Origin of the sequence: Halovivax ruber XH-70 (assembly GCF_000328525.1) — an archaeon.
GTDB classification, from domain to species: Archaea; Halobacteriota; Halobacteria; order Halobacteriales; family Natrialbaceae; genus Halovivax; species Halovivax ruber.
On the sequence record NC_019964.1, the window covers coordinates 2,574,944 to 2,596,130 of the forward strand.

Consider the following 21,187-nt stretch of genomic DNA (forward strand, 5'->3'; position numbering starts at 1 on the left):
GGCCACGTTCCGGCCGAACGGGCGGTCAGCGGGTCCGCACCGAATCGCCTGACTGAAACACTTTCGCCCCGGTTACGGCACTTTAAATACGATCGGGCACCAATCGGCGTATGCCTCCCGTTGAACACAAGAGGAGGCGAGCACTATGAGCGACGTTAGCCAGCACGCGGCAGACATACACGAGCAGTTTTCAGACCATCTCGACGTCTCGGTCGACGACGTCGAGGACAGACTCACGACGCTCGTCGACGAGTACAAGGTCCCCATCGAGGAGGCCCGACGCAGCGTCACCAATCACTACTTAGAACAGGCGGGCCTCGAACGCGAGGACATCGCGAGCGGCGGCAGCGAATCCGTCGAACTCGCCGAGATCGACGAGCCCGAGCAGTGGGTCGACGTGACGGTGAAAGTGATCGAACTCTGGGACCCCCGGAGCGATTCGGTCGCACAGGTCGGCCTCCTCGGCGACCCGAGCGGGACGATCAAGTTCACGAAGTGGGCCAAATCCGAGCTCCCGGCCCTCGACGAAGGCGGCGTCTACCGCCTCGAGAACGTCGTCACCGACGAGTACCAGGGACGATACTCGGTCAAGTTGAACAAGACGACCGTCATCGAGGAACTCGACGACGACATCGAGGTCGGCACCGACACCTCCGAGATCGAGGGGGCGATGGTCGCCATGCAGAGCGGCTCCGGCCTCATCAAGCGCTGCCCCGAGGACGACTGTACGCGCGTCCTCCAGAACGGCCGCTGTTCGGAACACGGCGAGGTCGAAGGCGAGTTCGACCTCCGGATCAAGGGCGTCGTCGACGACGGGATCGACGCCCACGAGGTCATCTTCGACCAGGAGGCGACGGAAGCACTCACGGGAATCACCCTGGAAGAAGCCAAAGAGATGGCGATGGACGCGCTCGACACGACGATCGTCGCCGACGAGATCGCCGACGAGATCATCGGCACCTACTACCGCGTCGAGGGACCGACGTTCGGTCGATACGTCCTCGCCGACGACGTCACGGAGCTCGACGAGCCGGCGGATCCGGATCCCCTGCTGATCAGAGCGAGGTCGATGTAACATGAGCCAGGCAGAACTCTCGCGCGAAGTCGCCCGCCGCGTCTTCGCCTCGGAATTCAACGACGCGACGTACACGTTCAAGGAATCGGACGACGAACGCGCGCCCAACTACGCGCTGTTGCCCACCGGCGATCGGGCCAACCGCGTCTTCGCCGTCGGCACCCTCACCGAGACCGAGGACGTCGGCGACGACTCGGAATACTGGCGCGGCCGCGTCGTCGACCCGACGGGCACCTTCTTCGCCTACGCCGGCCAGTACCAGCCGGAGGCCGCCGCCGTCCTCCGCGAGGCAGAGGCGCCCGAGTACGTCGCCGTCGTCGGCAAGCCCCGCACCTACGAACCCGACGACGGGTCGGTCACCGTCTCGCTGCGACCCGAGTCCATCTCGATCGTCGACGAGACAACCCGCGACCGCTGGGTCGTCGAGACCGCCGAACGCACACTCGACCGCATCGAGGCCTTCCAGGAGTGGGAGGCCGAGCGCGACGACCCCGAGGGCGGCTCGACCGCCCCGACGAACGAGTACGCCCAGCTCGCCCGCGAGGAGTACGACTCCCCGGTCGAGAACTACCGCCAGGCCGTCGTCCAGGCGTTAGAGAGTCTGGACGAACTCGAAGCGACGGCGTAGCCACGCACAGACGCCCCGCTGCCACACGTTTTTCACCGCCGTTCCGGCTGCCACGCAGCACTATCGGAACCGACGACTGACGAGAACGATCACAACCACTGCCGCGAGAACGCCGACGATCGTCGGGACGAGCTGGCCGCGAGCCCGTAACGACACTCACTCGTCGACCAGATACTCGTCCTGGACGGCGACGACCTCGCTCGAATCCGCACAGTCGGCGTACCGTCGCAGGGGCTCTTCGTTCAGTTCGAGGAAGGTCTCGCCCCAGCGGAACGGATCCAGCAGTTCCTCGGCGTGGCCCGGTTCGCCGAGGATCCACAGGCCAGCGGCAAGCGCCTCCACGGTGGTCAGCCGGAACGGCCGCCCGAAGTTGATTGGGTTGGCCGCGACGAGGAAGGGCAGCGCGCGGTGTTCACCGGGCATCGAGAAGGCCGCTTCGCCGGCGGACTCCCACGAGCAATCGAGCGCGACGAGGGTTTCTATCGCCTCGTCCCGATCGGCGGGCGACAGCGCCCGTTCGGCGTGGGGATTGAGGACGACGCCGTAGGGAACCTGCCCCATCGAACGATGGAGGATCGCCTCGTCGAAGCGCTCCAGCCGCCGGGCCGTACACTTCTTCGGATCGTCGTCGCCCTCGTAGTAGACGTGGACCTCCACTATCGCTTCCCCTCCACGTCTGGTCCTACGGGCCGCGGGCGAAAAGCGAGTCGGTTCCGACTGGTCGGGTACCCGAACTGCCGGTGGCGCTCACCCCTCGTGAACGCGCTCGCCACGGTTCAACCGGGCAGCGATGGCGAACGTCTGTTCGGCCTCCCGATTCGTCGGGAAGTGAGCGGCCATGTAGCGCGCCGTCGCGACGAGCGGGAGCCGTCGATCCGCGTCGGTTTCCGCGAGCGAATGCTGGCGAAACGCCGCTTCGACGTTCTGGAGGGTGTGGAAGCCGGCGTCCTCGCGGAGGAGTCCGTGACCGAGCGTGCGCTGCAGGTCGGCGGGCTCCCCGCCGCAGTCGAAGTACTCCGCGACGAGTCGACCCGCCTCGTTCACCTGTCCCTTCTCGTCGAAGGTCGCCAGAAGGTCGTCGCGAACGTCGCCCGGGTCCCGACCGGTCTCGTTGTCACCGGGCTCCGGGATCGGGGCCGGCGGCGTGTTCAGGAAGCGGTCGAGGTAGACGCTCAGTGCGGCGTCGAACACGCCGCGGTAGAGCGCGACGGCGTCGGTCCGGCGGGTCGCCTGGTGGACCGCGTTCGCGTAGGTGAACGTGTGGTGGACCGTGTTCCAGTCGCCGAATTCGTTCGCGGTACCGAACTGTGCGACCCGCGTCGTAGCCGCTCGCGTCACTTCGGCGGCGAGGTCCGCAGCCGTCGCGCCGTTTCGAATCGCATCGGTGAGCGTCTCGACGATGGCTGCCGGATCGTCGCCCAGAAGCGTCTCCCGAACGTCGGCGGGTCGATCCCACGACTCGCCGCGGCCGGCCTCGACCAGCGATTCGATTCCGCTCGTCTCGGTCACGTCGTCGCCGTAGACGTCGGCGAGGAGGGCGACGAGATCGACGGGCTGGCGCCACGACGACGTCTCGTCGCTGCGCGTCGCGGTCGCGAGCGGCTCGACGAGCGAGGCGAGCGTGTCGGCGACCAGCCCATCTCCGCTGCCGGTGGCGGACGAGCCAGCTCCCGTACCGGTTGCGCTCGCATCGGTCGTTCCCGTCCCGACTCGGCCGCCGTCGGGCCACCCCACCGCATCGAGGCTCTCGAACGCCTTGTTCGCGAAGTCGAGTGTATGGCCCGTCGAGAGATAGGGGTGATCGGTCGCCGCCGTGAAGACGAGGTCGGCGAGCGCCGCGTCGTCGTATCCGGCGGCGACGGCGGTCCGCAGGCAGCGCTCGGCGCCATCCTGATCGCGGACCTCGATGCAGTCGCGAAACCAGGAGCGGAGCCTGTCAAGTGACACCTCACCCGTCGAAAACGACGGCTGGTCGAATTTGGCGGGCTGGCCGGCACAGTCGGCCGCCACGTGTCGAATGCCGGTATACAGGGCCCGTTTGCGGTCGTCCTCGTCCAGCGAATCGAGTAGATTCGCCATACAACCCTGGATCGTCAACCCCGACGACCAGCCGTCCTCGCGATACTGAGTGCCGAACTCGAGCGCCGTGGTAAGCGGGTCCTGCGGATCGACGTCGGCGTCGAGCAACCCGATCGTCGACTTCGCGACCACGAGCCGAAGGTTCTCCTGCAGGCCGCTCTCCAGCCGGTCCGCCCAGTGTTCCGCCGGTGGCCGGTCGAGCGGCGGGTTCGGATCGACGTGAACCGTCCCGTCACGAATCTCGACGGGATAGGTCTGCACGTCGTCCGCCCACGGGTCGAACGTGTCTCCGCAGGACAGTTCGAACCGCGCGTGGTGCCAGTGACAGGTGAGGATGCCCTCCTCGACGGTCCCGTCCGACAGCGGAAAGCCCATGTGCGGACACCGATTGTCCACCGCTCGCACCGCTCCCTCGTGGTGAAAGAGCGCGATCGCCGTCCCCTCCGGTGTGACGAGTTTTCGCCCCTCCGATTCGAGTGCTGCCGCGTCGACGACCGGGACGAACCCGTCCGCATCAGCCTCGTTCGCATCTGATTCCATGCGAACAAGCACCAGCGCAGATAACAAAACGGTTCCCTGAATCGCGTTTTTGTTCCTTCATCGACATAAGTGAGAGACGAGATGGCCGGGAGCGCGTGATCGCGACAGCGATCCGCGCAAGCATGGGGAAGGGCAGGCATACTCCAGGGATTTCACCGGGAGCGAGTCCGCGTCGCGGACGAGCGAGCGGGCCGACGACTGACCCAGAAGCGCCGCTTCGCGGCGCTGTCGGGGAAGGAGGAAGGCTTTACATCAACGTTTTGCCGAGGGCGCGGCCGTGCCGCGCCCGCAGCGCAAAAGGTTGTTAGTCGAGTTGTTCTACCTGGTACCCCGCCTGCCGCAGCGAGTCGACGAGGGCGTCGGCGTGATCGTGGCCGCGGACCTCGAGTTCGAGCTCGATCTCGGCGTCCGAGAGTTCGATCTCGCGGGAGGTACGGTCGTGGTGGATAGAGTAGATGTTGGCGCCGTGGCCGGCAGCGATGGCGAGCAGTTCTTCGAGCGAGCCGGGGCGGTCCTTGAGGACGGTACGCAGTTTGAGGTAGCGACCCATCTCGACGAGGCCGCGCATGATGACGGTGGTGAGCGTGTTCATGTCGACGTTGCCGCCGGAGAGCAGCGGGACGATCACCTCGCCTTCGTCGTAGTCGAAGGCGTCGAAGATGGTGGCGGCGAGGCCGACCGCGCCGGCGCCCTCGACGACGGTCTTCGAGCGTTCCAGCAGGTAGACCATGGTGACGGCGATCTCCGCGTCGGTGACGGTGACGACCTCGTCGACGTACTCCTGGATGTGAGCGAAGGTCCGATCCCCGATCGATCGGGTGGCGATGCCGTCGGCGATGGTTTCGACGTCGTCGATGACGACGCGTTCGCCCTTCTGGAGCGAGGGGGCGGCGCTGGAGGCGCCGGCAGCCTGGACGCCGATCACGCGGATGTCGGGGTCGATGCCTTTGACGGCAGCCGCGATGCCGCTGATGAGGCCGCCGCCACCGATCGGGACGACGACGGTCTCGACGTCGGGGCACTCCTCGACGATCTCGAGGCCGAGGGTTCCCTGACCAGCCATGACCTGCTCGTCGTCGAAGGCGTGGACGTAGGTGCGATCTTCCTCGCGCTCGATCTCGTGGGCGCGTTCGGCCGCGGCGTCGTAGTTCGCCCCGTGGAGGACGACCTCGGCGCCGTAGTTCTCGGTGGCCTTGACCTTCGCCGTGGGCGCGTGTTCGGGCATGACGATGGTCGAGTCGACACCGACGCGGGTCGCGGCGAGGGCGACACCCTGGGCGTGGTTGCCGGCGCTCGCGGTGACGACGCCTTTCTCCTTGGCCGCCTCGGAGAGCGTGGCGATGCGGTTGGTCGCGCCGCGGATCTTGAACGCGCCGGTTCGCTGGAAGTTCTCGTGTTTGAGGTGGACCTCCGCGCCGGTCATCGCGGTATAGGTGTGTGAATACTCGAGGGGTGTCCCACGGGCCGTCTGGGCCACGCGCTCACGGGCGGCCTCGATGTCTGCGAGTTCGAGCATACCGTAGCCTACACACAGGTCACTGTTAAGGATTGTAGTCGGTGCGGGCGCAGCCCGATAGCGCCAGGCCCGCCCACCCCCAGTGTGATGACCCGGATCAGACAGGATTGCGGGTCGGTTCGCGTGCGAGAGGGAATACAGGATGCACGGCGTGTGTCGTGCATCTGTACTCGGGGCCGGGGCCTACATAAACGTAGGGGACCCGCAGTGAAAGTGAAACCGGGAGACTGCGGCGGGGAAAATCGATCGTCAGACGGAAAGCGGACGACCGTCATTCGTGATGGCAATTCAGCGAGCGGTAGAGCCGATCACCGGACACGCAGGACGTTACGACCGCGGCCCGACGACGGTGCAGTCGGCGACCCCGTCCTGGACCCGCGATTCGAACGATCGGTCACCGGGCCACTCGGCGGCAGCATCGAGACGGGTCGGCTCTCCCACGTACGTCCAGACGCAGTCCGCGTCGACCTCGGGATGGGAACACGAGACGGCGACGCGGACGTACAGCCCGCGGTCGACGCCCTCGTACTCGTCCAGCGCGTCGAGGCCTGGATCGTCGACGGCGAGCAGTGATCCCTCGACGGACCCGCCGGGTGCGAGCGTCGGGTACTCGCCCTCGACGCGGTGGAGTCCGTCGAGTATCGCGGGCCCCAGATGCGCGGCGTCGGCGGAGCCGACGACGGCCTCGACGCGTGCGGGATCGGTGAGCGTCCCGTACACGAAGCAGGTGTGTTCGACCGTCACTATCGGAGGGTGGACGCCGGTTCACTTTCCGTTATCGGCACACTCAAATCACCGCCGATATTTCGGATCGTATGAGCGATGGGGGCGTTCGCTCGCGGATGCTCGCCGTCTGGCGGCGCGTCATCGGGCTCGCGTGGCCGATCATGGCCGAGCAGACGACGCGAACGCTGATGCGGACGGTCGACATCATCATCAGCGGCATGTTCTCGCCGGCGGCGATCACCGCGATCGGACTGGCAGACCTCTACGCGCGCCTCCCGCTTCGCATCGGGCTCGGTCTCGGCGGTGGCGCGATCGCCCTGTCGAGTCAGGACACCGGCCGCGGAGCAGGCGATACCCGCGACGAGGCCATCACGCAGGCGATCGTGCTCGGGGCGATCGCGGGCGTTCCGTTCGTCCTCTTCGGGCTCGTCCTCTCCGAGTTCGCGATCAGCGTTCTCGGTGGAAACGCTGCCGTCGTCGCCTACGGGTCGGTCTACCTCGCACTCGTGATGGTGACGGCGCCGGCACGGCACGTCGGCCTGATCGCCGCCCGGGCGCTTCAGGGGACGGGCGACACCATCTCGCCGATGATCGTCAACGTCGTCGCGAACGTGGCCAACGTTACCGGGTCGGTCGTCCTGGGACTCGGCCTCTTCGGCGCGCCCCGCCTGGAGATCGTCGGCGTCGGAATCGCGACGGCCGTCGCCAACGTCTTTACCGGCATCGTCCTCGTCGGCGTCATCGCCAGCCCGTTCCGGCAGGGACGCCTCGTCCGCCCGACGGACTGGGTCGTGACGAAACAGCTCGTCGCGGTGAGTACGCCTCGCGTCGGCGAAGGGATGGTCGCGACGGCCATCGAGTTTCCCTTCAACTCCCTGCTGCTTCTCCTCGGGACCGAGGTGAACGCTGGCTATCAGGTCGGTCGGCGAGTGTACCAGCAAATCACGAGCCCGCTCGGCCGGGGCTACAACGTCGCCGCGAGCGTCGTGGTCGGCCAGTCCCTCGGGGCGGGCAAGCCCGACCAGGCGCGATTCGAAGGCTGGTCAATCGCCGCGCTCGGCCTCGCGACCGTCGGGGTAATCGGCATCGGACTCGCCCTGGAGGCGGATACGTTCGTGGCGATCTTCACCGACGACCCCGAGACCGTCGAGTACGCAATCACCTTCGCCGTCGCCTACGGGCTCGGGGCGCCGCTCCTGGTCACCTACATCGTCATCGCCGGCGCGCTCCAGGGGGCCGGAGAGACGAAGATCCCGTTCGTCGCCCGGGCGAGCGGACTCTTCCTGTTCTACCTCTGTGGCTCGTACATCGCCGCCATCCCCCTCGGCTACGGCGCGGCCGGCGTCGGCGCCGGGATCGTCGGCTACTTCGCCTGGTCGTTGCTCGTCGTCACCGTCGGCTTCAGGTACGGCGACTGGGCCGGGAAGGCGGCGCGGATGATGGACGAGCGCACGGATTCGGAACGCAGCTGATCGGCCCGGCAGCGTCGGTTCGACGAGAGACAGGGAAGGGAATCTATATGTGGGGAAAGGTTTTCGGCGAATGCCTCCATACGCACGGTCGTGCGGATCGAAATTCGACCCCAACTGGCGGTCGCGTTGCTCTTTGCCGTCCTGTTACTGACCGTCGGGGGGTCGATCGCGAGTTCGGAACTCGACGAGCCCGCTCAACGTGGCGAGATTGCGACGGAATCGTTGGAAGACGGCTCGGAACTCTGGCCGTACACGAGTCGCGGCGAGACGACGAGTCAGCGCACGCTGGCACTCAACGTCATCGTCTACGGCGACGCCGACGTGACGGAACGATACCTGCGAGAACGTTCGATGGGAGACTGGGAGGAACTCGAGGCGGAAGAAGCGGACGTCGCACCGGAAGAAGAAGCCGTCCCGGCCAGTAACGAAACGAGTTCCACCGCCTGGGGACAGGCTGACGGCGCCAACCGTTTCACCTACGTCGAGACGCCGTCGGGGCAGGGCTACTGGCTCCCGGAATCATATCAGCTCAAAGACGGTACCTATCTAGGTGAGCGCCACCACATTCGCGCGTACACCGATCCGGCCGCTGGAAACTGGACGGCGATGCAGGCCCACCACGAACACTGGGATTGGTTCCAGCTGCGTCATACCGTCCACGGCATCGAGCAATCCCAATCGTACGTCGATGCGGAATTCAAAGATCGGTGGTTCGTCGAGGAGCTGATCCGAACGAACGTCGGCAACGACCGCAGCGCCGACGCCGACGGCTGGATGACCGTCGTCACCCTGCGCGGCAGCGAAACGCTCGCAATCCTCTCGCTCCTTCTGGTTGGCTCGATCGGCTGGGGATCGATGGGCCGGAGCGACGTCTACACGTTTTGGAACGACGATGCCGTCCGGGGAACAATCAACGCGCTCCTCGTCGTGACGTCGATCGTCGCGTTTTACACCTTGATCAGGGTGGCCGGCATCGAAGCCGAACAGTTCTTCGCTGACGCGCCGCCGAAGGCGATCGTGTCCGTACTCTACCCGTCACTGGTCGTCGGCCTCCCCGTCATCGTCTATCTCGGTTCCCGGCACCTCTCGGCGACGCACGCCTTTACCGCCGCGTCGCTCGGGTTCGTCGTCGCGATGTTCTTCGATTACACGAACATGGGCGTAACGACACTCCCGCTCAACACGATCGTCCACCAGGCCGCTCTCGCGACGGCACTCGGGTTCGTCGCCGCAGGCGCCTCCCAGACCGCCCGATCGCCAGTCGTGGAGCCGGGGCACGTCCGAACCGGCGTCCTGCTGTGGGCCGCAGCGATGGCCATTCCACTGTTACGCTACCTCGGCGTCTGAGCGGGCCGCTAGCGAACACGACCGCATTTCTGTCCGGTGTCAATCCGGGCTCCGGTACGGACGCTCCCAGGTCGGCGTCACCCGCGTGTACAGCACGACGCCCGAGAAGATGACGACGTAGAGCAACCACGAGGGTTGTTCGAGCCAGTCGAACGTCGCCGACGCGACGAACATCCAGCCGAGTAACAGGGCGACGTCGGCGACGATCCGACCGCCGTTGTACCGCAGGTACGCGAGCAGGCGTCGCGGCCGCGACTCGATGACCGGCTGCTCGGAGTCCATACGGAGACGTGTAGACGGGCGACAATAGGCGTGTCGGCGCTCGCATCCAGACGACCGCGACGGGCGGTACAGCCAGTCGGTCGTTATCGCTCGTCGATCGGGACGTACTCCCGCTCTTCGGGGCCGATGTAGCGCCCGCGCGGGCGGATCAAGCGATTGTCTGCCTGATATTCGAGAACGTGTGCGGTCCAGCCACCGGTGCGGCTCATCGCGAAGATGGGCGTGTACATGTCGATCGGGATGCCCAGCTGATAGTAGACCGACCCGGAGTAGAAGTCGACGTTAGGGGCGATTCCCTTCTCGACGAGGCCCTTCTCCTCGGAGAGGTAGTCCTCGATCGTCGTCGTGATCTCGCACCAGGTGTCGTCGCCGTTCGCGGCGAGTTCCTCGCTCCGGACCTGGAGGATCTTCGCGCGCGGGTCTTTGACGTTGTAGACGCGGTGGCCGAAGCCGGGGATGCGTCGGCCCTCGTCCGTCGCGCGCTGCACCCACTCGCGGGGATCGAGGTCGCTCTCGTCGATCTCGAACATGACCTCCATGACGTCCTGGTTCGCCCCGCCGTGGAGCGGGCCGGAGAGGGCGCCGACGCCGGCCGTGACGGCCGCGTACATGTCCGCCATCGTCGAGCCGACGACCATCGCGGTGAACGTCGAGGCGTTCAGGCCGTGGTCGGCGTGGAGGATCAGCGCCTGGTCGAACGTCTCGGCGGCCACCTCGTCGGGTTCCTCGCCGGTGAGCATGTAGAGGAAGTTCGCCGCGAGCCCGAGGTCGGGATCGGGATCGATCGGCGATTCGCCCTGGCGCACGCGATCGTACGCCGCGAGGATCGTGGGCGTCTTCGCGACGATCCGGCGGGCCTTCCGGCGGGCCGCCTCACGATCGTCGGCGGGGGCGTCGGCGTCCCCGTCGGTCGCCGAGAGCATCGAGACGGCGGTCCGCATCGCGGCCATCGGTTCCTCGTCGGCCGCCGCGAGCGAACGGATCGTCTCTTCGACGGCGTCGTCGATCGTGCGTTCGTCGGCCATCGCGGCCGTGAACTCGTCGAGTTCGTCCCGTGTCGGGAGGTGGCCCCGCCAGAGCAAGAAGAGCACCTCCTCGAAGGATGCCTCGGCCGCCAGGTCCTCGATGTCGTAGCCACGGTAGATCAGCCGGCCCGCGTCGCCGTCGATCGAGCTCAGCTCGGATTCCGCGGCGAGTACACCTTCTAGCCCTTTGGTGAGCTCGTCAGCCATACCATGGACTTTCGGTCGGTAGTGGAAAAGAGTTGCCGTTTGCGAGGGATTCTACCACGCGATTGCTGGCGATCCGTCGCCGGTCGGCTGTCCGGACACAGACAGTGTCCACACGTACTCTGGCGAAATCGGACGGATAGTTTAACTGTCGGCTCGTCCAACCACCGCTATGCGACTCGATCGTGCCGTTTCGACGGCCTGGCACGTGTTGTGGGATCGGCCGTCGGATCTCCTCCCGCTGTACGTCCTCGGGCTGGCCATCAGCGGGCTCACACAGGCGGGCGTCCTGCTCGGGGCCGCGCTGATCGGCCTCTACCTCTCGCTGACCGGCCGACTCGAGACGATTCAGGACAACCTCTCGGGGCTCGGTGGGCCACCCGATCCCGAGCGCGCGCCCGACGCGTTCGCCGCGTGGACCGAGTCACTCGGAACGGCACTGGAACCGGCGATGACGCTCCCCGTGGGTATCATCACGATCGGAACGACCCTCGTCGTCGTGCTCGTTGCCGTCCTGACCACGACTGCCGTCACCGCCGGTCGGCTCGCTGGCTGTCTCGGCCGACTCCGGGACGAGCGGGGCCTCGTGGCCGGCCTCGCCGGTGCCAGACGCTACTGGCGATCGATCCTCGCGCTGTACGTGCTCGAACTGGTCGCCTGGATCGGTATCACGCTGCTCGCCGTCCTCCTCGCGCAGGCCGGTCCGATCGGCGTCCTCGTCGCCGTGGTCGGCTGGCTCGTCGGCGCCATCTCGATCCGCGCGATCTTCGCGTTCGCCCCAGTCGCCGTCGTCGTCGACGAGACGGGCGCCCTCTCGGGCCTGCGATACGCCGCCAGCTACGTCCGCCACCGGACGATCGAGGCCGCCGGGTACTACCTCGTCGTACTCGTCGCACTCGTCGGGTTCGGCGCCGTCACGGCTGCACTCGGGCGTCTCGGCGTCGCAGCCGGAACGGGGCTTGGCTACGCGCTACTCGTCCTCCCGTTGCTCGATCTCGTGAAGACGACGCTCTACGGGGGCGGTCGGTTCGCCATCGACCCACCGGCCCGGGTCGAGCGGTCGCTCGTCGATCAGCTAGTGAGCGCCCTCGGTCGGAGTCTGCGCGAACTCCTCGCGTTCGTCAGGGCGACGCCCGGCGCCCACACCATCGCGACGGTGACGCTCGTCGGGGGCGTCGTCGCGGGCTGGTTCCTCGCCACACCACTCGCGGGCGCCGTCGAGAGTTCAATCGCCGGACGGCTGGTCGGCCACTCGGCGCCAGTCGCCGCGGCCGAGTTCTTCGGTAACAACTGGACGGTCGCACTGACGATGGCGTTCGCCGGGTTCTTCGCGGTCGTCCCGGCAATCGTCACGCTCGCGTTCAACGGACTCGCCATCGGCGTCGTCGCTCGCACCGAAGTCGAACTGGCCGAGTTACTCGCCTTCATGGCACCCCACGGCGTGATCGAACTGCCGGCGATCGTCGTCGCCGGCGCCGTCGGCATCTTCCTCGGGACGACCTGGGTGCGGACCTGGCGCGGGTCGGGAAGCCGCCTCGAATTGGCCGACGCCCTGGAACAAGCGTTCTGGGTCCTGCTAGGCGTCGGCATCCTGCTCGCGATCGCCGCCCTGATCGAGGGATTCGTCAGTCCCTACTACTGGCGACCGTTCCTGTAGGCCCCGGTGACGGGCGACGGACGACCGGTCGACTGATTTGTGCGGTGCTCTGCGGAACCGAGGAGCCGCCACCTCAGGCGTAGGCCTCGAACTCCTGGCCGAAGACGAGGAAGTACGCCGTTCCGACGAGACCGATGACGGTGGCGAGTACGAACGCGAGCGTCGGCGATCCCTCCACGATCGTCGCCCCCGAAAGCGGGTTCGAGAGGCCAGACCAAAGAACCCCACCCAGCGCCGCGCTCGGGATGACCAGCACGTTCCTGACGAGGTAGTACGAGCCAGTCACACGCCCGCCGGCGTCCCGGTCGGCGGGCCCGACGATCAGCGCCTTGTGCGCGGGCAGTCCCGCGAATCTGAGCCCGGAGAACGCGAAGAGGGCGGCGACGACGGCGGCGTTCGCCGGTGCCGAGATCAACGCGATCGGGAAGACGGCGTAGACGGCGAATCCCAGCGCGACGACCGGTTTCAACCCGACGCGTTCGGCGAGTTTCGACGCGGGGATCATCACGAGCAGGGCGACCAGCATCTCGAGCGCCAGGAGGAGCCCGAAGAACGCCTGGGGCGAGAGCGCGTCGCCGAGGACGGGGAGCGAGACCGGTAGTGTCAGCCCGACGCCGAGTTCCCGGGTGACGACGAGGACGAAGAAGACGTAGACCATCCCGTTGGCGAATCGGACGAGTGCGTCACCGACGAGCAGCGGTTTCAGCGGTGCCGGAAGGCTCCCGAGGTCCTCGCGGATCTGCGCGACGCCCGCGAACTCCGAGCCGAGGCTGTCCTCGCTCGCGTCGTAGAGGACGTGCTGGGCGACCGTTCCCAGAATACCGAACCCGATCGCGATGGCGAGGATCCACTGGAAGGCGGTGACGACCGACGCCGCGGACAGGGCCTCGGCCGTCGGCCCGCCGAACGCGAGGAAGACGACCGCGGCGAGCAGCGGCCCGACCAGAAACGCCGTCCGGCGGAACGTCTCGGTGCTCGCGAACCCCGCGGCGAGACGCGACGGTGGAACCGCCTGTTTGACGATGGCGAACGTGGCGCCGAGGCCGAACGACTTCCAGGCCTGCGAGAAGAGCAGTCCGACGAAGAGCGCGACGATGGCGAGCGACGTCGGTCCGATCGTGACGTCGGCGAGTGCGGGCGCGACAAACCAGATCGCGAACCCGGCCGTCGAGATGGCGCCGAACGCCGTCAGCGCGTACCGCGAGCCGATTCGGTCCGAAATCGCCCCACCCGGGTAGGGATAGACCGCCGAGACGACGTTCCCGACGGTCCCGAACAGCCCCACGGCGATCCCGCCGGCACCGAGGGCGACCATGTACTCGGCCATGTACCGGCTCGTCATCTGGAAGCCGAGGCTGAAGGCAAACATCGCGAGCGAGAGCACCAGGACGTCTCGCTCCAGCGCGAGAAACTGCCTGACTGGATCCAGCGGATCCGGGTCGGCGTCGGTCGCATCCGCCGTGTCGCTCATGGCGAGGCGTGTGCGGTGGATCCACTTGTCGATTCCCGTTTCGGGCCCGGCCAGCCAGTTCGATCGATGATTCGATCGAGCGGACCGATCAGTCGCTTCGGTCGAGCGGGACCACCGGACGACGGGACCGTCCTCACCCGGGCCGACGTGCCGGAGACCGAACCAGTAAAGACACGCGCCACCATCGTCCATCCCATGACGACGCTGGGAACGGCGAACGCGGCCCCCGGGGAGCTCGATACGGGTCGGCTCGAGGTCGGCGAGACTCGAGACGGCTCGCCGTTCGGGCTCCCGGTCGCCGTGATCAACGGGGCCGACTCCGGATCGACCCTCTACCTGCAAGCAGCGAGCGACGGCGACGAACTGAACGGCGTGGGCGTCCTCCAGCGCGTGGTGCCACAGCTCGATCCCGCCGAGCTCTCGGGGACGATCCTCGTGGTCGGGATCGTCAACTACCACGCCTATCAGGTCGCCGAACACCGTAACCCGATCGACGACCGGAAGATGAATCGGACCTACCCCGGCGACGAAACCGGGACATCGAGCGAGCGCATCGCGGCGGCGACGTTCGAGGCCGCGAGCCGGGCGGACCTCGTGCTCGACCTCCACCAGGGATCGACGAGCCGCATGATCGACGAGGTACGCGTCCGCTGCGGCCAGCGCCACCGACTGCACGACGAGTGTCTCGAACTCGCCCGCGTCTTCGGCGCCGGCCACATTTTGGACCAGAAAGGGCCGGAGGGACAGCTGGCCCGCGTCGCCCCGGACGAGGGGATCCCGACGGTCGACCCGGAACTCGGCGGCTGCGTCGGGTGGGACGAATCGAGCATCCAGACCGGCGTCGAGGGTGTCTTCAACGTGCTCCGGTACTACGGCTTCCTCGACGGCGACGCGACGGTCGAGCCCCAGATACGCGCCGACGATTTCGACCAGTTCAGTGCGCCGGCGGGCGGGCTCGTGAGCCTCGCGTGCGATCTCGGTGACCGCGTCGAGGCCGGCGAGACGCTGTTTACGGTGACGACACCGTTCGGCGAGCCCAAGGCGACCGTCCGTGCGAAGACCGACGGCGTCGTCTGGCGGACCCGACGACTGCCGCAGGTCGCCACCGGCGAGTACGTCTGTTCGGTCGGAACCGGGGTGGAGACGGTCTGATGGCGTCAGATCTCGTCTGCCCCGACTGCGACGCCGTCTACGAGGCCGGCCCCGACGAACCCTGGCGCTGTGGCTGCGGACACGCCCTCGAGTTCGTCGACCGACCGTACCCGGAGGGCCATCCCCGGCCACTGTCGAGTCTCGACACCTCCCGCGGTCTCTGGACGTTCTTCGAGTTCCTCCCGATCGAGGAACACGTCACCTTCCACGAGGGCTTCACGCCGCTCGTCGACGCCCCCGAGTGGAACGCCGACTTCAAACTGGAGTACGTCTTCCCGTCGGGCTCGTTCAAAGACCGCGGGGCGACCACGACGCTCTCGCGGGCGGTCGAACTCGGCGTCGAGAAGGTGATCGAGGACTCCTCGGGCAACGCCGGTGCCGCGATCGCCACCTACGCTGCACGGGCGGGGCTCCCCGCCGACATCTACGTCCCCGAGGACGTCAAACAGTCGAAACTGATGGCGATCCAGCGCGTCGACGCCCGGCCCGTCCGGGTGCCGGGCTCGCGCGAGGACGTCACGGCCGCCTGCGTCGACGCCGTCGAGGGCGTCCGTGCGGCCACCGGCAACCAAAACGGCGCGGCGGCTGACCGTGAGGGTAGTGACGGCCACCCGACCCCCGCCGACGGCCATCCGGACGCCCCCTATCAGACCGGACGCGGCTGGTACGCCAGTCACGCCTGGAACCCCGCCTTCTACGCGGGGACGATGACGTTCGCCTTCGAGATCGCCGCCCAGCGCGAGTGGAGCGCCCCCGACGCGCTCGTCCTCCCGATCGGACACGGGACGCTCTTCCTGGGAGCCTACCGCGGCTTCGACCTCCTCCGTGAGGCAGGCATCACCGACACGATACCTCGTCTGCTCGGCGTCCAGTCGGTCGGCTACGACCCGATTGTCACCGTCGTCGACGGCGACCGCGTCGTCGAGGAAGGCGAATCCGAGGCGTCCATCGCCGACGGCATCCAGATCCGCGAGCCCGCCCGCGGCAGTCAGATCGTCGAGGCGATCGAAGCGACGGACGGGACCGCCATCGGCCTCGGCGACGGCGCGGTCGAGAACGCCCTCGATCGACTCCACCGCGGCGGGTTCTACGTCGAACCCACGACGGCCGTCGCGCCGGCCGCACTCGCCCACCTGCGCGAACTGGGCCACCTCGACGAAGACGAGGACGTCGTCGTGCCGTTGACCGGCTCCGGCCTGAAGACGATGTAGCGACGTCCGACGACCGCCCCACCGCAGTGACCGCGCGGCATCCGCGGACCGGCCGAACCCGACATTCCTATACCCGCGCCCCGAAAACGGAGCGATATGTTCCCAGCGCTTCGCGACGAGGTCGCCTCGGCGCTCGACGCGGCCCTCTCGGCCCGCGAGTTGCCGACCGACGACCTCGGGATCGAGGAACCGCCGGACGACGTCGACAGCGTTCTCGCCTCGAGCGTCGCCTTCCGGCTCGCCGGCGAGGTTGGTGCCGCGCCGCCACAGGTCGCTGCCGAGCTGGCCGACGAGATCGACGTCGACGAGTTGCGCTACGTCGACCGCGTCGAGACCCAGGGACCCTACGTGAACTTCCTGCCGAGTCCCACCTACTACGCCGAGACGGTCGAGGCAGCGACGGCCGACGACTACGGACACCGGCCGGATCGTGACGAGTCGGTGGTCGTCGAGCACACGAGCGCCAACCCGACGGGACCGGTCCACGTCGGCCGCGCCCGCAACCCGATCATCGGCGACGCCGTCGCGACGCTGCTTTCCTACGCCGGCTACGACGTCGACCGCCACTACTACGTCAACGACGCCGGGCGCCAGATGGCCGTCTTCACGTGGGCCTACGAGACCTTCGACGAGGCCGAACTCGACCGAGAACCCGACCGCAACCGCATCGAGTACGACCTGGTTCGCTACTACCGCGAGGGCAACGCGTTCCTCGAAAACGGCCCTGACGACGAGGTCGCGGCGGCAGAAGCCGAGATTGAATCGATCATGCAGGGGCTCGAGGCGGGCGACGAAGCGACTTACGAGCGCGTGAGCGAGGTTGTCGATCAGGTGCTCTCGGGCATGCAGGAGTGCCTCGCTCGCTTGCCGGCCGAGTTCGACGAGTTCGTCAAAGAGACGCGCTTCATGCGCGACGGATCGACCGACGACATCGTCGCCCGACTACAGGACAGTGAGGTCGCCGAGCGTGAAGAGGATGCCTGGCAGCTCGATCTCGAGGCGTGGGGGATCGATAAGTCGTTCGTCTTCCTGCGCTCGGACGGCACGTCGCTGTACACGACGCGCGACCTGGCCCACCACGAGTGGAAGTTCGAACGTTTCGATCGCGCCGTAACGGTCCTAGGCGAGGATCAGGAGCTACACGCGCGACAGCTCGCGGCCGCCCTCGAGGTGCTCGGCAACGACACCCATCAACTCACCTCGATGTTCTACGGGTGGGTCAACCTCCCCGGTGGCGAGGGGATGAGCACCCGTGAGGGGACCGGTATCGACCTGGACGACCTCTTAGACGAGGCCATCGACCGTGCTCGCGAGGAGGTCGAAGACCGCCTCGACGACCGCATCCGCGACGACGACCTCACCGAGGACGACATCGATCGCATCGCCCGACAGGTCGGCATCGGCGCCGTTCGCTACGACATCGTCGCCAAGCAGCCGACCAAGGCCATCACCTTCGAGTGGGACCGCGCGCTCGACTTCGAGGCCCAGTCGGCGCCGTACGTGCAGTACGTCCACGCTCGCTGCTGTGGCATCCTCGAAGAGGCTGGCCTGGACCCCGGAAACGCACAGGACGGACTCGCGACGACGATCGACACGGACGCACTCGCGACCGACGCCGAACGCGACCTGATCGAGACCATCGGCCGCTTCCCGTGGGAGATCGAGGAGGCTGCCGACGACCTCGAACCCCACCGCATCGCGACGTACACGCGCGAGTTCGCCGAGACGTTCAACGCGTTTTACCGGGAGTGTCCGGTCCTCGCCGACGACGTCGACACAGACACCCGGGACGCCCGCCTCGCGCTCGTCGCCGCCTCGAAGCACACGATGGCGAACGCGCTGGACGTCCTCGGCGTCGCCCCACCGCGGTCGATGTGAGCGAGACGACCATCTCACACCGAGGGTCGCAGCCGCTCAGATCGGGAGCACAACACGACGATCGGTGACCCGCGCTACCGGCTACCCTCGCTCCAGCCCAGCTGGCGATACAATCAGACCGGTCGATCAGTTCCCGTCCGTAAGCGTCGCGACGGTCGGCTGACGATCGTCCGGGGCGAGTTCGGCAATCCGGTCGAGCGCGTCGAACCCATCGCTTCGAACCACGTCACCCGACCGGCTGTCCCACTCCAGGACGCCGTGGTCGACGAGCCGCGGGATGTGGTTGTGGACGAGTTCGATCTGCGTCCGTTCGGCGGTCGCCGACGAGCCAGCCGCCGACGGCGCCGTTCCGTCGCGATCGACGAGTTCGACCGCGAGTTCGTCGATCGGCCAGACCGCCCGGTCACGGAACAGTTCGAGCACCGACCGCCGGAGGGGGTCCGAGAGAAGTTCACAGGCCTCGGTTGTGTCGATGGGGGTAGCCATATCAAATTGCTCCGGCTGAAAACGTATGACAATTTCCCCAAACTGTTTAGGTTCTCTGGAGTCGGGCGGAGACGGGCTCAGGCGTCAGGTTCGGCGTCGGTGATCGCACTCGAGACCTCGTCGTGGGACGCAGCGTCGTCAGGGTCGGCTGTCGATGAATCATCCGCCGCAGCCTCGTCCCCCGACGGCCCGGCAGTCTCGACGCCGGTCAACGTCGTGGCGAGTTCGCGGTACGCGACCGCCGCGTCGCTCTCGGGGGCGTGGACGACGAGCGGTGTCCCCGCGTAGACGCTCGCTCTCACCGCCCTGTCTTCCGGAATCGCCCCGAGTTCCGCGACACCCAGTTTCTCGGCGATGGTTTCTGGGGGGACGTCACCGGACGGATGGGTCCGCGTGACGAGGAGGCCGGCGACCTCACCGTCGACTCGATCGACGAGTTCGATCGTCCGCGAGACGTCCTGCACCGCGGCGGGTTCCGGCGTCGCGACGAGGACGACGGCGTCGGCGAGCCCGAGTGGGAGTATCGACTCGTGGCTCACGCCGGCGCCTACGTCGATGAGTACGTAGTCCACGCGGTCACGGAGGGTCTCGACGACCTCGCCCAGGCCATCGGGTTCCGTCTCGGCGTAGTCGGCGAGTTCGTTACCGCTTGGTACCCCGACGATGTTTGCTGCGAGCCGGTAGGTCGCGTCCTCGATCGATGCCTCGCCCGAGAGCACGTCGTGGAGCGTCGCCGACCCGGGAGAGAGACTGACGAATCCGGCCAGATTCGCCATCCCCAGGTCTGCGTCGACGATCGCGACCCGCTCACCCGCCTGCGCGAGGGCAGTCCCGAGGTTTACCGTCGTGGTCGTCTTCCCGACGCCACCCTTCCCGCTCGCGATGGCGTACACCGTCTCCTGGGGCATGGTCACTATCGGATCAGTGGGCCGGGATCACCTTAAATCGTGGCAACCCGTCCGACGGGCGGCAGACGGCTCACGCCGACACGGGCGCTTATCGTGTCAACAGGTACTTAGCCCTCGCTCCGTTTCGTTTGGACAATGAGTAGCGAGGGAGCCGAGGGCCAAACCGACCGGAAGAAATACGAGTTCCGGAAGGTGATCGAGGACCTCAAAAATTACGAGGGGTCGGGGACCCAGCTCGTAACGATCTACGTCCCCGACGATCGCCAGATCAGTGACGTCGTCGCACACGTCACCCAGGAGCACTCCGAGGCCTCGAACATCAAGTCCAAGCAGACCCGGACGAACGTCCAGGACGCGTTGACGAGTATCAAAGACCGCCTCAAGTACTACGACACCTATCCCCCGGACAACGGAATGGTCCTGTTCTCGGGGGCCGTCGACTCCGGCGGCGGCCGGACCGAAATGGTCACCCAGGTCCTGGAGGGACCGCCCCAGCCGGTCGAATCCTTCCGCTATCACTGTGACTCGGACTTTCTCACCGAACCGCTCGAGAATATGCTGGCCGACCAGGGGCTGTACGGCCTGGTCGTCCTCGATCGGCGAGAAGCAAACGTCGGCTGGCTGAAGGGCAAGCGCATCGAGCCAGTCAAGTCCGCCTCCTCGCTCGTCCCCGGCAAACAGCGCAAAGGGGGCCAGTCGGCCCAGCGATTCGCCCGCCTCCGACTCGAGGCGATCGACAACTTCTATCAGGAGGTCGCGGGCATGGCGAACGACCTCTTCGTCCCCGAACGCCACGATATCGAAGGTATCCTCGTCGGTGGCCCCTCGCCCACCAAAGAGGAGTTCCTCGACGGCGACTACCTTCACCACGAACTGCAAGACTCCGTCATCGGCAAGTTCGACGTCTCCTACACCGACGAGTCCGGGCTCCGCGAACTCGTCGACAACGCCCAGGACGCGCTAGCCGACGCGGAGGTAATGAAAGACAAGCGCCAGATGGAGACCTTCTTCGAGGAACTCAACGCTGGCGAGCTGGCCACATACGGGTTCGAACAGACCCGGCGAAATCTGGTCATGGGCTCCGTCGAACGGCTCCTGATCAGCGAGGACCTCCGCAAGGACGTCATCAGCTACGATTGCCCCGACTGTGGCACCACCGACCGCGAGGTCGTCGACCGGCGCAAGTCGACGACCGATCACACCTGTAGCGAGTGTGGGACGGAAGTGGACGCCGACGACGCCGAACGCGAGGACGCGATCGAACACCTGATCGAGATCGCCGAACAGCGCGGCACGGAGACGAAGTTCATCTCGACGGACTTCGAGAAAGGCGAGCAGCTCTACGATGCCTTCGGCGGATTTGCCGGCATCCTCCGGTACTCGACCGGCGTCTAAGGACCCCGAGTACCCCGTCGTACACCGCCCACGGTCCACCCCCGTTTCGCCCGTCCATCCAGTTCGTCACGGTCGCCCACTCTGGTTCCGCGGTGTAATCGTCCGATCGAACTATCGTCGGCTCCCGATTCTCAC

General features: G+C 66.9%; 18 protein-coding genes. 9 read left to right on the forward strand and 9 right to left on the reverse strand.

The window, feature by feature from the left end:
- Nucleotides 1-145: 145 nt before the first annotated feature.
- Together HALRU_RS12390 and HALRU_RS12395 are read left to right on the forward strand one after the other, a co-directional pair.
- The gene (locus HALRU_RS12390) at nt 146-1,075 is read left to right on the forward strand and encodes a single-stranded DNA-binding protein (protein ID WP_015301733.1); all 930 of its coding nucleotides are present in this window, start codon (nt 146-148) and stop codon (nt 1,073-1,075) included.
- Nucleotide 1,076: 1 nt separating this feature from the next.
- Nucleotides 1,077-1,703 (forward strand): RPA family protein, encoded by a 627-nt coding sequence (locus tag HALRU_RS12395; protein ID WP_015301734.1) that lies wholly within the window; start codon nt 1,077-1,079, stop codon nt 1,701-1,703.
- 156 nt (nt 1,704-1,859) lie between these two features.
- Here HALRU_RS12395 and HALRU_RS12405 read toward each other — a convergent pair whose 3' ends face one another.
- From HALRU_RS12405 to HALRU_RS12420, 4 genes are all read right to left on the reverse strand, one after another.
- Nucleotides 1,860-2,360: a DUF367 family protein gene (locus HALRU_RS12405; RefSeq protein ID WP_015301735.1), complete on the reverse strand. Its 501-nt coding sequence runs from the start codon at nt 2,358-2,360 to the stop codon at nt 1,860-1,862.
- A 90-nt stretch (nt 2,361-2,450) separates the two neighbouring features.
- The gene (locus HALRU_RS12410) at nt 2,451-4,322 is read right to left on the reverse strand and encodes a Rieske (2Fe-2S) protein (protein ID WP_015301736.1); all 1,872 of its coding nucleotides are present in this window, start codon (nt 4,320-4,322) and stop codon (nt 2,451-2,453) included.
- Nucleotides 4,323-4,626: 304 nt separating this feature from the next.
- Complete coding sequence (gene ilvA, locus HALRU_RS12415) at nt 4,627-5,838, reverse strand: threonine ammonia-lyase (protein ID WP_015301737.1); 1,212 nt, start codon at nt 5,836-5,838, stop codon at nt 4,627-4,629.
- Nucleotides 5,839-6,165: 327 nt separating this feature from the next.
- The gene (locus HALRU_RS12420) at nt 6,166-6,582 is read right to left on the reverse strand and encodes a gamma-glutamylcyclotransferase family protein (RefSeq protein ID WP_015301738.1); all 417 of its coding nucleotides are present in this window, start codon (nt 6,580-6,582) and stop codon (nt 6,166-6,168) included.
- 71 nt (nt 6,583-6,653) lie between these two features.
- Here HALRU_RS12420 and HALRU_RS12425 point away from each other — a divergent pair, with 71 nt between their 5' ends.
- Together HALRU_RS12425 and HALRU_RS12430 are read left to right on the forward strand one after the other, a co-directional pair.
- Entirely contained in the window at nt 6,654-8,036 is a 1,383-nt protein-coding gene (locus HALRU_RS12425; RefSeq protein ID WP_171814992.1) for an MATE family efflux transporter, read from the forward strand.
- Between the two features lie 90 nt (nt 8,037-8,126).
- On the forward strand, nt 8,127-9,383 hold the full coding sequence (locus tag HALRU_RS12430; protein WP_015301740.1) for a hypothetical protein: 1,257 nt from the start codon (nt 8,127-8,129) through the stop codon (nt 9,381-9,383).
- A 39-nt stretch (nt 9,384-9,422) separates the two neighbouring features.
- Here HALRU_RS12430 and HALRU_RS12435 read toward each other — a convergent pair whose 3' ends face one another.
- Nucleotides 9,423-9,665: a hypothetical protein gene (locus tag HALRU_RS12435; RefSeq protein ID WP_015301741.1), complete on the reverse strand. Its 243-nt coding sequence runs from the start codon at nt 9,663-9,665 to the stop codon at nt 9,423-9,425.
- A gap of 83 nt (nt 9,666-9,748) precedes the next feature.
- Nucleotides 9,749-10,897: a citrate synthase gene (gene citZ / locus HALRU_RS12440; protein WP_015301742.1), complete on the reverse strand. Its 1,149-nt coding sequence runs from the start codon at nt 10,895-10,897 to the stop codon at nt 9,749-9,751.
- Between the two features lie 169 nt (nt 10,898-11,066).
- On the opposite strand from citZ, the gene HALRU_RS12445 reads away from it, so the two are divergent.
- Nucleotides 11,067-12,551 carry a stage II sporulation protein M gene (locus HALRU_RS12445; protein ID WP_015301743.1) on the forward strand — a complete coding sequence of 495 codons (1,485 nt, stop codon included), beginning with the start codon at nt 11,067-11,069 and terminating at the stop codon, nt 12,549-12,551.
- A gap of 73 nt (nt 12,552-12,624) precedes the next feature.
- On the opposite strand, the gene HALRU_RS12450 is transcribed toward HALRU_RS12445, so the two are convergent.
- Entirely contained in the window at nt 12,625-14,022 is a 1,398-nt protein-coding gene (locus HALRU_RS12450) for a hypothetical protein (RefSeq protein ID WP_015301744.1), read from the reverse strand.
- A 195-nt stretch (nt 14,023-14,217) separates the two neighbouring features.
- Here HALRU_RS12450 and HALRU_RS12455 point away from each other — a divergent pair, with 195 nt between their 5' ends.
- The 3 genes from HALRU_RS12455 to argS all read left to right on the forward strand — a co-directional run bounded on the left by HALRU_RS12455 (nt 14,218) and on the right by argS (nt 18,263).
- The gene (locus tag HALRU_RS12455) at nt 14,218-15,174 is read left to right on the forward strand and encodes a succinylglutamate desuccinylase/aspartoacylase family protein (RefSeq protein ID WP_148680691.1); all 957 of its coding nucleotides are present in this window, start codon (nt 14,218-14,220) and stop codon (nt 15,172-15,174) included.
- Nucleotides 15,174-16,385, forward strand: coding sequence for a pyridoxal-phosphate dependent enzyme (locus tag HALRU_RS12460; RefSeq protein WP_015301746.1), 1,212 nt, complete (start codon nt 15,174-15,176; stop codon nt 16,383-16,385). The genes HALRU_RS12455 and HALRU_RS12460 overlap by 1 nt, the downstream gene beginning before the upstream one ends.
- A 96-nt stretch (nt 16,386-16,481) precedes the next feature.
- Nucleotides 16,482-18,263: an arginine--tRNA ligase gene (argS, locus tag HALRU_RS12465; RefSeq protein WP_015301747.1), complete on the forward strand. Its 1,782-nt coding sequence runs from the start codon at nt 16,482-16,484 to the stop codon at nt 18,261-18,263.
- Between the two features lie 126 nt (nt 18,264-18,389).
- Here the strand turns inward: argS and HALRU_RS12470 are convergent, their stop codons facing one another.
- Both HALRU_RS12470 and minD read right to left on the reverse strand, forming a co-directional pair.
- Nucleotides 18,390-18,749 carry a DUF7344 domain-containing protein gene (locus tag HALRU_RS12470; RefSeq protein ID WP_015301748.1) on the reverse strand — a complete coding sequence of 120 codons (360 nt, stop codon included), beginning with the start codon at nt 18,747-18,749 and terminating at the stop codon, nt 18,390-18,392.
- A 77-nt stretch (nt 18,750-18,826) separates the two neighbouring features.
- Complete coding sequence (gene minD / locus HALRU_RS12475) at nt 18,827-19,657, reverse strand: MinD/ParA family ATP-binding protein (protein ID WP_015301749.1); 831 nt, start codon at nt 19,655-19,657, stop codon at nt 18,827-18,829.
- Nucleotides 19,658-19,792: 135 nt separating this feature from the next.
- On the opposite strand from minD, the gene prf1 reads away from it, so the two are divergent.
- Nucleotides 19,793-21,052, forward strand: a complete 1,260-nt coding sequence (gene prf1 / locus HALRU_RS12480; RefSeq protein WP_015301750.1) for a peptide chain release factor aRF-1 — start codon at nt 19,793-19,795, stop codon at nt 21,050-21,052.
- The last annotated feature ends 135 nt before the right edge of the window (nt 21,053-21,187 follow it).